The organism is Halomicrococcus pelagicus (assembly GCF_051917725.1).
In the GTDB taxonomy this organism is placed as follows: domain Archaea; phylum Halobacteriota; class Halobacteria; order Halobacteriales; family Haladaptataceae; genus Halomicrococcus.
On the sequence record NZ_JBQBLX010000005.1, the window covers coordinates 243958 to 257535 of the forward strand.

Consider the following 13578-nt stretch of genomic DNA (forward strand, 5'->3'; position numbering starts at 1 on the left):
AACGACCGCATCGCGCCGGGAGCCGTCACCGTTCGAGCGCGTCGAGCACGGCGAAAGTGCGGTCGCGGAGCGTCGCTCCGTCCGCGGCGAGCAGTTTCACGATGGCCTCCTTGCCGACCTCCCCCCGGTCGACGACGGCGGCGGGCGTCTCGCCCGCGGACTCGAACGCCCGCTTCGCACCCCACTGCATCGTACTGCCTTCCTCGGCCTTCACGCTCTCCGGTTCGGCCGCCCGGTCGAACTCCGCGACCGGACCGTCGAGCGCCGCGAGGGCGTCCTCCACGCTCCCGTCGAACCGGCAGTTCACCGCGAACCGGAGGGCCGGGTCGAACTCGCGTGTGGCGAGCAGGAAGCGCGCGACGTGGCTCGACGCGCCGAAGCGCACGCCCCGGTTCGGCTGGGCACCCGACATGGTGCGGGTGATGCGTCCCTCGACGGCGGCCGTCTCGCCGACGCGCTCCGCGTAGGTGGTCGCGCCGACGACGTTCATCCCGACCTCCGGGACGAGGGGGCTCACGTCGCGCTCGACGAACGACCGGACGACGGACTCGACGGCCTCCTGGGTCGGCTGGCGGTCCGCCCGCTCCCGGAGCGCGACCAGGTGGTGGACCGCGCCCGGCCCCTCCCCCACGTCCAGCGAGTAGCGCACCGCCCGCTCCATGAACGCCGTGCTCGCTTCCACCGCGTCCCGGAGGTCGTCGCCCCAGGCGAGTCGGGCCGCGACGGCGCTGGCGAGCGTGCACCCCGACCCGTGAGTCGCCTCGGTGTCGATCCGGGGATGCTCGAAGGTCACCGCGTCGTCGCCGGCCACGAGCACGTCCCGGACCGTCTCGCCGCCGACGTGGCCGCCCTTCACGAGCGCGGCGTCCGCACCCATCTCGACCAGTTTCTCGCCGGCCTCCCGGGCGCTCTCCACGTCGGTGGGTTCGACGCCCGTCAGCACCGCGGCCTCGTCGGCGTTCGGCGTCACGAGCGCGGCGCGGGCGACCAGGTCCTCGTAGGCCTCCTCGCCGTCGGGGCTGAGCAGGCGGTCCCCGGACGCCGCGACCATCACGGGGTCGACGACGACCGGCGCGTCCAGTCCGGCGACCCGCTCCGCCACCGCCTCGACGACCGGTGCTTCCGCGAGCATCCCCGTCTTTGCGGCGCGCACGTCGAAGTCGTCGGTGACCGCGTCGTACTGCGCCTCGATCTCCTCGACGGGGAGCGTGAACGCGCGCTCGACGCCCCGGGTGTTCTGGGCGGTGACGCTGGTGACGACGCTGGTCCCGAACGCGCCGTGGGCCTCCATCGTCTTCAGGTCGGCCTGGACGCCCGCGCCCCCGCCGGAGTCGCTGCCGGCGACGGTCAGCGCGACCGGGCGTTCGACCGGCGCTGCCTCGCGGGTCATGCGTCCAGCCTCCCCATGTACTCCTCGAACGTCCCCCAGAACGGGTCCTCCTCGGGGTGTTCGACGCGGTCGCCGTCGACGTAGACGCCCTCGCCCTCGCCGACCTCGCCCACGTCGGCGGCCGGAATCCCGGCCTCGGACAGCGCCGCCAGCACGTCGGACGCGTCCTCCGGCGCGACCGTGGCGAGGAGGGTACCTTCGCTGATGGCCGACCACGGGTCCACGTCGAAGAACTCGCAGGCTTCGCGCACCCCCGGCTGCACCGGAATCGCGTCGCGGTCCACGTCGAGACGGACGCCTGCGGCGCGGGCCATCTCGACGAGCGCGCCGTGGACGCCCCCCTCCGTCGCGTCGTGCATCGCCGACACCTCGCCCGCCCGGGCCGCCACGAGCGCGTCCTCGACCGGGCTCATGTCGTAGAACCGCTCCTGGGCCGCCTCGACGGTCGCTTCCGGGAGGTCCAGCAGTTCCTCGAACTGGATGGAGAGCAGTCCGGTCGTCTCGATGGCCGGTCCCTTCGTGATAAGGAGGCGGTTACCGGGGCGAGCGCCGTCCGGCCGCACGACGTCGTCGAGGTCTCCCACGGCCATCGCGGTCGCGCCGCCCACCATCGGGTACGTACAGCCAGCGTAGCGGGCGGTGTGACCCGTGACGACGCTCACGCCGAGGTCGCGGGCCTCCGCGTCGAAGGTCTCCCAGACGGTGGCGAACTCCTCGTCGGTTATCTCCGGCGGCAGGTTGAGGTCCACCGCGAGATGGGTGGGTGCCAGGCCGCTGACCGCCACGTCGCTCATCAGTATGTGGAACGCGAACCACGCCGCACGTTCGAACCCCAGCGACGGCATGACGAACACGGGGTCGGACGCCAGCACGAGCGCCTGCCGGTCCGCGTCGGCGCCGTCGGACTCGCCCCGACCGGCCGCCCCGAGGTCGATGACGCCGAAGTCGACGCCGTGTTGCGGGCCCAGCGCCACGTCCGCGCGCTCGGCCCCGAGGTTCGGGTAGATGTACTCCTCGAAGAACTCGCGGTCCACCTTGCCCAGGTCGCTCATACCCGGAGGTACAATCGAGTGGTATTTGTCGATGTTGGTCGCGGGACGGCGAGAACGGACTCGGCCGTCGGCGGACCGACGAACCGTCCTCACGAAAAAGGACCGCTCTTCGCCCCTGCGAACAGGGGGGCTCGTTCTTGCCGATACCTATTAGATTGTTTTCATTATGGTCGCGAGGGTCATCGTAACGGTGATGCCCGTGACGGAGATGATGGTCGTCAGGGCGGTCCACGTCATCAGCGTCTCCTCCTGGGTCAGACCGCCGATCTCCTTGACCAGCCAGAAACCGCTGTCGTTGTACCACGAGAAGATGTTACCGCCCGCGCCGATCGCCATCACCATGAACGCCGGGTGGACGGACAGTTCCGGCACCTGCGGCGCCATGATGCCGGCGGTGGTGAGCATGGCGGCCGTCGCCGACCCCTGGGCGATGCGGACGATGGCGGCGATCAACCACGCGCTGAGCAGGAGCGGGATACCGACCTGCGCCATCGCTCCGGTGATGTAGTCGCCGATACCGGAGGCGGCGAGTAGCGCACCGAACGCGCCGCCGGCCGCGGTGATCGCCGCGATGTTGCCGCCGCTCTTCAGGGCCTCGGTCATCTCCTCGGTCCACTCCTCCTGCGTCATGTCGTTGTGCTGGTAGAACGTCCACGCGGCCGCCAGTGCGGCGATGGTCAGCGCGACGTTCTTGTCGCCGATGAAGGCGACGTACGGCCTGAGCGCCGACAGCGCCGGGACGACTTCCTGGAAGGTGTCGACGACGGTGAAGGAGGCGACCAGCACGACGGCGAGGATGACTGGTGCCGCGGATTCGAGGACGCCGGGCAGGTTGCTCGTGTCGCGGTCCGCGACCTCCTCCAGTTCCTCGGTGGACGTGGCCATCGCGTCGCGAAGTGGAATGTCCAACCGACGGTTCAGCCAGCGTCCGTACACGATACCGGCCACGAGCGCCGCCGGGATAGCCGTCGCGACACCGAGCAGGATGGTCATGCCGAGGTTGACGCCGATCTCGTCGGCGACGGCGAGCGGCCCGGGCGTCGGTGGCACGAACACGTGCGTCGTCGCCGCACCTGCGCCGACGACGACGATGAAGAGCGTGTAGTCGCGACCGACGCGTGCCCGCATCGAGCGCGCCAGCGGTGCCATCAGGTAGAAGACGCTGTCGAAGAACACCGGAATCGACAGCACGGAACTGCTCCCCCACAACGCGTAATCGGAGTTGCCCTTGCCGAGGATGTTCTGGAACCAGCGGACGATCCGTTGCGCCGCGCCACTTTCGAGCATTCCCTTCCCGATGACCGCGGCCATCAGAATCGGTATCCCGATGCCGGCCATCCCTTCGCCGAACGCCGTCGCGACCTCATCTGCGGCCTGCGACGCGCCGAAATCCGGCACGAACACCGTATTTATCGCTCCGACGAAGAACGCCGAGATTATCAATCCGACGAACGCCGGCAGGTCCAACACGACCAGTAGCAGTATCACTACCGCCAGTGCGAGTACGAACGTCACCAGCGGACTGTGTGCGAATTCGATTGCCATTGTTTTACAAACGCCTACCCCAGGCTTACCAAGATAGGGCTTAAATATTTAATGTTTATTCGTGGTTTCTACTATGATTATCCGATATAGTACGGTGAAAGACGATGATATAAATATCCATTAAAGTATCTTGTCTAGTATGTTTCAACGGTCGAGTGCCTCCAACGCGGGTTACATAACTGCGGGTCCGCCAGTTCGTACGGAGGTCGGCGAAAGAAGTGTTCGTGCGGAGTTCGGTGAGAAGAGACGGGATACGGGCGAGTGTCGAACGCTCGAACGGACGGCGACGGTCGGAGCGACCGCCGTGCGTCTCACTCCCGGCGTGACATGAACTCGGCGAAGACTTCCCAGGAGGGGTCGACTTCGGGGTGTTCGACGCGGTCGCCGTCGACGTAGACGCCCTCGCCCTCGCCGACCTCGCCCACGTCGGCGGCCGGAATCCCGGCCTCGGACAGCGCCGCCAGCACGTCGGCCGCGTCATCCGGCGCGACCGTCGCCAGCAGCGTCCCCTCGCTCGTCGACGCCCAGGGGTCGATGTCGAAGAACTCGCAGGCTTCGAGCACTCCGGGGAGGACGGGAATCGCGTCGCGGTCGACGTCGAGGCGCACGCCCGCGGCGCGGGCCATCTCGACGAGCGCGCCGTGGACGCCGCCCTCCGTCGCGTCGTGCATCGCCGACACCTCGCCCGCCGCGGCGGCGACCAGAGCGTCCTCGACCGGGCTCATGTCGTAGAACCGCTCCTTCGCGGTCTCGACGGTCTCCGCGGGAAGGTCGACCTGGTCCTCGAACAGGGTGACCATGAACCCCGCCGCCTCGACCGCCGGTCCCTTCGTGACCAGGACGCGGTCGCCGGGGCGAGCGCCGTCCGGCCGCACGACGTCGTCCGCGTCGCCGACCGCGAGCGTCGTCGCACCGCCGACCCAGGGATACCGACAGTCGGCGTAGCGGGCGGTGTGGCCCGTGACGACGCTCACGTCGAACCGCCGGAGTTCCCGGTCGAAGGTCTCCCAGACGGTGGCGAACTCCTCGTCGGTTATCTCCGGCGGCAGGTTGAAGTCCACCGCGAGATGGGTGGGTGCCAGGCCGCTGACCGCCACGTCGCTCAGGACGACGTGGACCGCGAACCAGGCCGCGCGCTCGAAGCCGAGGCCGGGGGTCAGCGAGAGCGGGTCGGTCGCCAGCGCGACGACCGGTCCGCCCGGGTCGGTGGCACCGTCCGACTCGGACCGAGCGGCCGCCCCGAGATCGCTGACGCCGCCAGACTCGGTCTGACGAGCCATCGCCCCGAGGTCGATGACGCCGAAGTCGACGCCGTGCTGGGGCCCCAGCGCCACGTCCGCGCGCTCGGCCCCGAGGTTCGGGTAGATGTACTCCTCGAAGAACTCGCGGTCCACCTTGCCCAGGTCGGCCATACCCGGGGTATCTCCGGGGCGTACTAAGCGGTGGTGGTTCCGCCCGGTCCTGGGAGGTATCGACCTTCCGTCGGCCGGGCCCGGCCACGAACTATACGGCCCGAGAGCGTTCACACCCACCCATGACGAGGATAGCAGTCACCGGCGCGGCAGGCAACGTCGGACGGCAGGCGCTCCGGGCACTCGACGACCACGAGGTGACGCCACTGGTCCACCACGAACAGGAGGACATCGACGGCGTCGTCACCGACGTGACCGACTACGAGTCGCTCGCGGACGCGTTCGCCGGCCACGACGTCGTCGTCCACCTCGCGGCGAACCCATCGCCAGAGGCCGACTGGAGCAGCGTCGTCGACGTGAACATCGAGGGCACGCACAACGTCTACGAGGCGGCCCGGGGGCAGGACGTCGACCGCGTGGTCTTCGCCTCCTCGAACCACGCGGTCGGGATGTACAACGCCGACGACCCGATGGAGACCGAGTCGATGACCACCGGGGTCGCCGCCCCCGTCGACCCCGACGACCCGCCACGCGCCGACTCCTTCTACGGCGTGAGCAAGGTGACCGGCGAGGCCGTCGGCAACCTGTACGCCGACCGTCACGGCATCGAGGTCGTGAACCTCCGCATCGGTTGGCTGTTGGACGAGGAGGAACTCGCCGAGGAGCAGGACGCCGACCCCGGCCACGCCCGGTTCGCGCGGGCGATGTGGCTCAGCCCCCGGGACTGCCGGAACGTCGTCGAGGCCGCCGCGACCGCCGACCTCCCCGAGACGAGCGTCACCGCCCACGCCATCTCGCGCAACCACGACCGATTCCTCGCCCTGTCGTGGACCGAGCAGGCGCTGGGCTACCGACCGCGCGACGACGCCAGCGAAGTGCTCGCCGACGACTCCTGAGCGCCGGGCGACTGCCGCCGGCGAAACAACGATGTGGTACGAATACGCAGGGAAAGCATGGACACTGAAGTCGTCGCCGAGTTCGAGTCGTCGCTCCGTCGACTCGACGTCGGTCGGACGAAGACCACGACCGACGGGTTCGACGACGCGCTGGCGGACGTCGTCTCCCGACCGGCGGTCGGCGCGCCGCTCCCGTTCGACGGCGTCTCGCTGCCGGACGAAGTGACCGTCTCTCCGACGCCCGCCGAACTGGAGGCGTCCGCGACGGGCGTCACCGCGGCGAGTTTCGCCATCGCCTCGTACGGGAGCGTCGTCATCCGGGCCACGCCGGAGGGGACGGAACCGGTGAGCCTCTTCCCGGACCGGCACGTCGCCGTGGTCCGCGAGAGCGACATCGTGCCGGGGATGACCGAGGCGTTCGAGCGACTCGGCGAGGAGATCCGGGCCGGGCGGGACAGTGCCGTCATCGCCACGGGGCCGAGCGCGACCGCCGACATGGGCTCGCTCGTCCGCGGTGCACACGGGCCGAAGGACGTCCAGGTCGTCGTCCTCACCGACCGATGAGTTCGGAATCGCGCGAAGTCAAGGCGGAGAAGATTCGCCGCCTCATGGCGGCGGAGGGCGACGCCGTCGGCGAGAACACCCGCGGGTTCAACCAGGGTCGCTACGAGGCGGTCGCCCGCCTCGACGACTACGAGGAGCTGAAAGACGAGGCGCGCGCCATCAAGGAGGACGCCATCGAGCGCCTGCCCGACCTCGTCGAGCAACTGCGCGAGACCGTCGAGGCGAACGGTGGAACCGTGTACCTCGCCGACGACGCGGCGGACGCGAACCGGTACATCGCCGACCTCGCCGCGGAACAGGACGCCGACACCGTCGTCAAGAGCAAGTCGATGACCACCGAGGAGATCGAGGTCAACGACAGCCTCGAAGCGACGGGGGTGGACGTCGTCGAGACGGACCTCGGGGAGTGGGTGCTCCAGGTCGCCGACGACGCCCCCTCTCATCTCGTCGCGCCGGCCATCCACAAGTCCCGGGAGGGCATCGCGGAACTGTTCAACGAGCAGTTCGACCCGGAGGAGCCGCTGGAGACGGCGGAAGAGCTGACGGCGTTCGCCCGCGAGCGACTCGGCGAACGAATCGAGGACGCCGACGTGGGGATGACGGGCGCGAACTTCGTCACGGCCGACACGGGGACCGTCGCACTGGTCACCAGCGAGGGGAACGCGCGCAAGTCCACCGTCGTCCCGGACACCCACGTCGCAGTCGCGGGCGTCGAGAAGGTAGTTCCGAGCGTCGAGGACCTCCAGCCGTTCGTCGAACTCGTCGGTCGCTCGGGGACGGGGCAGGACATCACCTCGTACATCTCCCTGTTCACGCCGCCGGTCGACTCGCCGACCGTCGACTTCGACGACCGCGACGAACCCGGGTTCGGCCACGGCGACGACGACGGCGCGGCCGACCGCGAGTTCCACCTCGTGCTCGTCGACAACGGTCGGATGGACATGCGCGAGGACGACCAGCTCCGGGAGACGCTGTACTGTATCCGGTGTTCCGCCTGCGCGAACTCGTGTGCGAACTTCCAGCACGTCGGCGGTCACGCGTTCGGCGGCGAGACGTACACCGGCGGCATCGCCACCGGCTGGGAGGCCGGCGTCGAGGGGCTGGACACCGCCGCCGAGTTCAACGACCTCTGTACGGGCTGTTCGCGGTGCGTGAACGCCTGCCCGGTGAAGATAGACATCCCCTGGATAAACACCGTCGTCCGGGACCGGGTCAACCGCGGCGAGGACGGCGAACTGGACTGGCTGGTCGAAGGGTTGACGCCGGACGAGGAACCCGGCGGCGTCGACCTCCAGAAGCGCCTGTTCGGCAACTTCGAGACGCTGGCGGAACTGGGCAGCGCGTTCGCCCCCGTCTCGAACTGGCTGGCCGATTCCGGGCCGGCCCGCGCCCTGCTGGAGCGCGCCGCGGGCGTCGACCGGCGGCGCGACCTCCCCCGGTTCCGGCGCGAGACCCTCGTGGACTGGTTCGAGGGGCGCGACGCCGAGGTGCGGGACCCGACCCGCGAGGCCGTCCTCTACCCCGACGTCTACACGAATCACGTCCAGGTCGAACGCGGGAAAGCCGCCGTTAGGGCGCTCGAAGCGCTCGACGTTCGGGTCAGGATTCCCGACGTGCGTTCCAGCGGGCGTGCCCCGCTCTCGCAGGGGATGATAGCGACCGCCGAGGAGCACGCCCACGACGTGTACGCCGCCCTCGCGGAACACGTCGACGCGGGCCGCGACGTCGTCGTCGTCGAACCGAGCGACCTCGCCATGTTCGACCGCGAGTACGAGAAGTTCCTCCCCGAGCGCTCCTACGAACGCCTCTCGGGCAACAGCTACGAGGTCGTGGAGTACGTCTTCGGCCTGCTGGACGAGGGAGCCGACCCCGGAGCGCTCTCGTCCGGCGACGGCGAGGAGGTCGCGTACCACAGCCACTGCCAGCAGCGGACGATGGGCCTGGACGCCCACACCGTCGCCGTGCTCGAAGACCTGGGATACGACGTGCTCCTCTCGGAGGTCGAGTGTTGCGGCATGGCCGGGAGCTTCGGCTACAAGCAGGAGTACTACGAGCTGAGCATGGACGTCGGCGACGACCTCCGCGAGCAGTTCACGACCCCCGACGCCAGCGGCCGAATCGTCGTCGCGAGCGGAACGTCCTGTCTCGAACAGCTCGACGCCCTGCTCCGGCGACCGACGCGCCATCCGGTCGAACTCGTCGCTCCGGAGTGACGGCCGTGTCAGCGCCCGACGAGGAAGCGGCACGGACGTTTTCGAACTGTCCGCGACCCCGCGGAGGCGGCTATCCTCTCGAGGGCATCCCGTTATCGTCGAACCGCGATACCAAGGGGAACATTCATATCACCCCCTCGACTGGAATCAGAGTATGGCACGCGGGACGAGTCAGGGAGGCCTCGTGGACGCGATCCGATACGACCTGCGTCGACTGCACGACGGGTGGATGGCGCTGTACTTTCCCCGACAGCGGACGGGCGAGCACTCGGTCCTCGGCAAGTGGACGCCACAGAGCACGGCCGGGACGGTCGCCTACCGCTCGCTGGGGGCACTCGGCGCGCTGGTCGTCGGCCTGCTGTACCCGTTCGTCCTCTTCGGGTTCGCGATACGCTACCAGACCCGGCGCATCGACCGCACCGCGGCGAGCCTCGGCGTCCTCGGCGTCGTCGTCCTCTCGCTGGTCGTCTGGGGCGCTCTGACCGCCGTCGCGTGGCGGCGCTTCTCCGACGCAGGGGTCATCGCCGTCGCCGCGTCCGGGGGCGTCGCAACCGTCGCGGCGGCGCTGGCCTACCTCACCAGTCGGTTCGGCGGTCGGTTCACGACCGTGCTCTTCGCGTACCCGTTCGGCATGACGGCCATCTTCCTCCCGCCGGTCGTCGCCGCGCTGTACTCGCCGGCCCTCTCGGTGGTCGTCTTCCCGAACAGCGAGTCCATCGCGGTGTGGCTCCTCGACAACGTCCTCACGTACCGGAACGTCGACGAGTATCTTCGGTCGCGTTACGACCTCGAAGGACTGGCGTACGTGGGCATGTGGTTCGGTATCGCCGTCCCGGTCGGCTGGGTCGTCGGCCTCTTCGTCTCGCTGGCGAATCTCGTCCGCCCGAAATCGGAGTAACCCTTAATCTGGTTCCGTCCTACCCTCCCCGCATGGAGTTCGACATCGCAACGACGGCGGTCGGCTTTCTCGTCCTGTTCGGTATCATCGCGGTCGGGACGTTGATGAGTCCGATGACGACCAGTACGGTGATGATGGTGCTCGGCGGCCTGGCCGTGTTCGGCGTCCTGACCCTGCTGCTCGGCGTGAAACACGGCGAGTACCGTGCGGCGCGCTGACCCACCGGTCGCCGACCCCGACGCCCGTACTCGAACCGCCTCCGCGCTCCGACATCTCTTTGCCTCCGGACGCGCGAGTACCGCCCGATGCCGGACCGCGACGCCCGCGACACCCGCGACGTACGCGAGACGTACGACCGCATCGCGGACCACTTCGCGAAGACGCGCGAGTACCCCTGGCCGGAGGTCGAGTCCTTTCTCGCCGACCGTGACGCCGACGTGGCGCTCGACGTCGGCTGTGCGAACGGACGCCACGCCGAACTGCTGGCCAAGCGCGCCGGGCGCGTCGTCGGTCTCGACGTGAGCCGCGAGTTACTGGCGGAGGCGCGGGCGCGCGCCACCGACCGGGCGTTCGACCTCGAGTTGGTACAGGGGGACGCTGCGGCGCTCCCCCTCGCCGACGCCGCGGTCGGGCTGGCGGTGTACGTCGCGACGCTCCACCACCTGCCGACTCGCGAGGCTCGCGTCGCCAGCCTGGACGAACTCGCGCGGGTGCTCGGCCCCGGCGGCGCGGCGCTCGTCAGCGCCTGGAGCACGGCCCACGACCGCTTCGACCGCGAGGAGGGGTTCGACACCCGGGTCGACTGGACGCTCCCCGGCGGCGAGACGGTCCCCCGGTTCTACCACATCTACTCGCCGGACGAGTTCCGGGCGGACGTGGACGCCAGCGCGCTGGTCCCCGCCGAGGTGTTCGTCTCCAGCGGGAACTGCTACGCCGTCGTCCGCGCCGAGAAACAGTAACACCCTTAAGCCGGGGACCGCAACGTCGGAGTGCGAATCGGGCGACCGAAGTGAGCGAACCGCGCCGATGGTCTAGTGGTAGGACCTGAGCCTTCCAAGCTCATGGCCCGGGTTCAAATCCCGGTCGGCGCACTTCTGCGACGAACGGACGTGAGGAGCGAGCGCCTCGGACGGATTCGAACCCTGCCAGTCCCAACGCGAGCGAAGCGAGTGTCCGTCCGGCTCCGGTCCGGATTCCGGTCGGCGCGTTCTGCGAGAACCCCGTTCGTAGTTCTGGTGCTCGGTTCCACGCGACGGATTGCCGCACGCTACCGTTCACCGTCGGAGCGAAGGAACGGCAGATTCTCGAAGGCCACGGGGTTCCACGACCGAAGGTTGACAACCGAGAACGGGGAAGTCTGGACGAGATGGTTGGCCCGGCCACCGATTCGCTACTCGCGCTCGTCTTCCGCGTCTTCGTTGCGTTCGGTATCGGTGCGCTCGTCGGGCTAGAGCGAGAACAGAGCGAATCGGGCGGCACGTTCGCTGGAAGTCGTACGTTCCCGCTGTTCGGTCTCTTCGGTGCACTCGTCCAGGCGTTCTTCCCGGCGATGCTACCCGTCGCACTGATCGCCCTCACTATCCCGCTGACCGTCGCGTACGGAGGGAAAATCCTGGTCGAACGCGACATCGGACTCACGACGCTGACTGCAGCCCTCCTCACCGTCCTCCTCGGTGCGTTGACGACCCATTCGGAGCGCGGGACCGTACTCGCTATCGTCGTCGGCGGCGTCGTCACGATCCTCCTCTCCGCCAAGCGGACCATTCACGGGTTCGTCGGCCGAATCGACGAGGACGAACGACGTGCGTCCATCAAATTCATCCTCGTCGTGGTAGTCGTCCTCCCGCTCCTGCCCGACAGGGAACTCGACGCCCTGTACGGGCTCAACCCGCAGTTCGTCTGGCTCATGGTGGTGTTCGTCACCGGGCTGAGTTTCGTCGCCTACGCCTCGAGTCGCGTCGTCGGGGCCAGGCGAGGAATCGCCCTGACCGGCGTACTGGGCGGGTTCGTCTCGTCGACGGCGACCACGGTCTCGATGGCCGAACGGGCGACGGAAGACCCACCGCTCTACGAGATTTGTACGTTCTCGACGGTCGTCGCTTCGACCGTGATGTTTCCGCGAGCGCTCGTCGAGATAGCCGTCGTCAATCCAGCACTGTTGCCCTACGCCGTCGTCCCGCTCGGGGCGATGACGGTCACGGGAGCACTCGCCGCCGGCGTCGTGTACTGGCGGTCGACCAGGGAGGACGAGGTCGAAGCCGACATCAGGAATCCGTTCCGGCTACGACCGGCGCTGTTCTTCGGTGCCGTCTTCGCCGTGGTCCTCCTCGTGTCCGAGTCCGCCAACTCGCGGTTAGGTGCGTCGGGCGTGTACGCGACGGCATTCGTCTCCGGTCTCGCCGACGTGGACGCGATCACGCTCACGCTGAGCACGCTCGCAGCCGACGGCGCGATTCCTCCGGAGGTCGCGACGACCGGTATCGTCATCGGTGCCATCGCGAACACCCTCGTGAAGGTCGGGCTCGCGTGGCTTCTGGGGACGCGACGACTCGGGCGACTGGTGACGGCAGGACTCGGAATCGTCTCGGTCGTCGGCGTGGTGTTCGTCGCGATGTGAGCGGCGGTCGAACGTCGTGACCCTCCGCGTGACAACGTTCGACGCTTCGGCACTGTCGATTCGCGTCGCGTCGACGTTCGGGCACAGCCTTCACTACGGTACGGCCAGTAGCAATCGGACCACGATGCCCGTTCAGGAATTTTTCGACGAGTTGTTCGTCGACTCGGCGCGCCTCCTTCGCTCGGCGCTCAAGTTCGGAATCGGCTTCCTGGTCGTGTACGTCGTCGGCCGGGTGGTCGTCCGACCTGCCGTCGAGCGAGTGCTGGCGCTCCGGAAGATCGAACCGACGCTTGAACGGGCGCTACAGAAGGTCGTGGGACTGGCGGTCGTCCTCCTCGCGGTCGTCGTCGGACTGGCGTTCGCCGGGTTCACTCGATTCCTGAGCGCGTCGGCGACGATAGTCGCGGCGGTCACGCTCGCGGTCGGCATCGCGGCCCAGGACCTGATAGGGAACCTGGTCAGCGGCGTGTTCATCGTCGGCGACAACCGGTTCAACATCGGCGACTGGATAGAGTGGGACGACAGGGCGGGAACCATCGACGACATCGGGTTCCGAACCACGCAGATTCGAACCGCCGACAACGGCATCGTCACCGTCCCCAACTCCGAACTGACCTCGACGGCGGTGACGAACACCGTCCTCGCGGACAGGCGTCGACTCACCTACTCCGTCGAAATCGGCTACGGCGACGACATCGAAGCGGCGAGCGAAATCCTGCACGACTGCGCCGACGAGCGCTCCGCCGTTCTCGCGGACCCCGCACCCGAGATACGGCTGACGAACCTCGGGGACTCGGGCATCGAACTGACGGCCATCTTCTGGATTTCCGACCCGGACGAAACGGACATTCTCGAACTCCGCTCGGAGTACGGCCGCGACGTCAAAGAGCGGTTCGACGCCGCGGGCGTGGAACTGAGCCCGCCGTCCCAGCACGACCTCTCCGGACGGGTACAGGTAGACGACGCGTCGTCGGAGTACGGACGGTAGTAT

At 68.5% G+C, this 13578-nt stretch carries 12 protein-coding genes and 1 tRNA gene; 9 read left to right on the forward strand and 4 right to left on the reverse strand.

Annotated features, from left to right (window positions below; genetic code table 11):
* Positions 1-25: 25 nt before the first annotated feature.
* The 4 genes from thiD to ACTF4R_RS15220 form a co-directional block, all read right to left on the reverse strand.
* Positions 26-1390, reverse strand: a complete 1365-nt coding sequence (thiD, locus tag ACTF4R_RS15205) for a bifunctional hydroxymethylpyrimidine kinase/phosphomethylpyrimidine kinase (RefSeq protein ID WP_440008737.1) — start codon at positions 1388-1390, stop codon at positions 26-28.
* A complete protein-coding gene (locus ACTF4R_RS15210; RefSeq protein WP_440008738.1) occupies positions 1387-2442 on the reverse strand; it encodes an AIR synthase family protein in 1056 nt (351 codons plus the stop codon). The genes thiD and ACTF4R_RS15210 overlap by 4 nt, the downstream gene beginning before the upstream one ends.
* Positions 2443-2592: 150 nt before the next feature.
* Complete coding sequence (locus tag ACTF4R_RS15215) at positions 2593-3987, reverse strand: GntP family permease (RefSeq protein WP_440008739.1); 1395 nt, start codon at positions 3985-3987, stop codon at positions 2593-2595.
* A 311-nt stretch (positions 3988-4298) separates the two neighbouring features.
* Positions 4299-5399 (reverse strand): AIR synthase family protein, encoded by a 1101-nt coding sequence (locus ACTF4R_RS15220; protein WP_440008740.1) that lies wholly within the window; start codon positions 5397-5399, stop codon positions 4299-4301.
* A 122-nt stretch (positions 5400-5521) separates the two neighbouring features.
* On the opposite strand from ACTF4R_RS15220, the gene ACTF4R_RS15225 reads away from it, so the two are divergent.
* The 9 genes from ACTF4R_RS15225 (at position 5522) to ACTF4R_RS15265 (ending at position 13575) form a co-directional block, all read left to right on the forward strand.
* Positions 5522-6295 (forward strand): NAD-dependent epimerase/dehydratase family protein, encoded by a 774-nt coding sequence (locus tag ACTF4R_RS15225; protein ID WP_440008741.1) that lies wholly within the window; start codon positions 5522-5524, stop codon positions 6293-6295.
* A gap of 57 nt (positions 6296-6352) precedes the next feature.
* Positions 6353-6859 (forward strand): LUD domain-containing protein, encoded by a 507-nt coding sequence (locus tag ACTF4R_RS15230; protein ID WP_440008742.1) that lies wholly within the window; start codon positions 6353-6355, stop codon positions 6857-6859.
* On the forward strand, positions 6856-9072 hold the full coding sequence (locus ACTF4R_RS15235; RefSeq protein ID WP_440008743.1) for an LUD domain-containing protein: 2217 nt from the start codon (positions 6856-6858) through the stop codon (positions 9070-9072). Before ACTF4R_RS15230 ends, ACTF4R_RS15235 begins: the two co-directional genes overlap by 4 nt.
* Positions 9073-9226: 154 nt before the next feature.
* Entirely contained in the window at positions 9227-9970 is a 744-nt protein-coding gene (locus ACTF4R_RS15240; RefSeq protein ID WP_440008744.1) for a hypothetical protein, read from the forward strand.
* 32 nt (positions 9971-10002) lie between these two features.
* Positions 10003-10188, forward strand: coding sequence for a DUF7333 family protein (locus tag ACTF4R_RS15245; RefSeq protein WP_113277432.1), 186 nt, complete (start codon positions 10003-10005; stop codon positions 10186-10188).
* An 87-nt stretch (positions 10189-10275) separates the two neighbouring features.
* Positions 10276-10929: a class I SAM-dependent methyltransferase gene (locus ACTF4R_RS15250; protein WP_440008745.1), complete on the forward strand. Its 654-nt coding sequence runs from the start codon at positions 10276-10278 to the stop codon at positions 10927-10929.
* A 61-nt stretch (positions 10930-10990) separates the two neighbouring features.
* Positions 10991-11061: transfer RNA gene (locus ACTF4R_RS15255), tRNA-Gly, on the forward strand.
* 275 nt (positions 11062-11336) lie between these two features.
* On the forward strand, positions 11337-12587 hold the full coding sequence (locus tag ACTF4R_RS15260; RefSeq protein ID WP_440008746.1) for an MgtC/SapB family protein: 1251 nt from the start codon (positions 11337-11339) through the stop codon (positions 12585-12587).
* Between the two features lie 124 nt (positions 12588-12711).
* Complete coding sequence (locus ACTF4R_RS15265) at positions 12712-13575, forward strand: mechanosensitive ion channel family protein (RefSeq protein WP_440008747.1); 864 nt, start codon at positions 12712-12714, stop codon at positions 13573-13575.
* Positions 13576-13578: the final 3 nt, after the last annotated feature.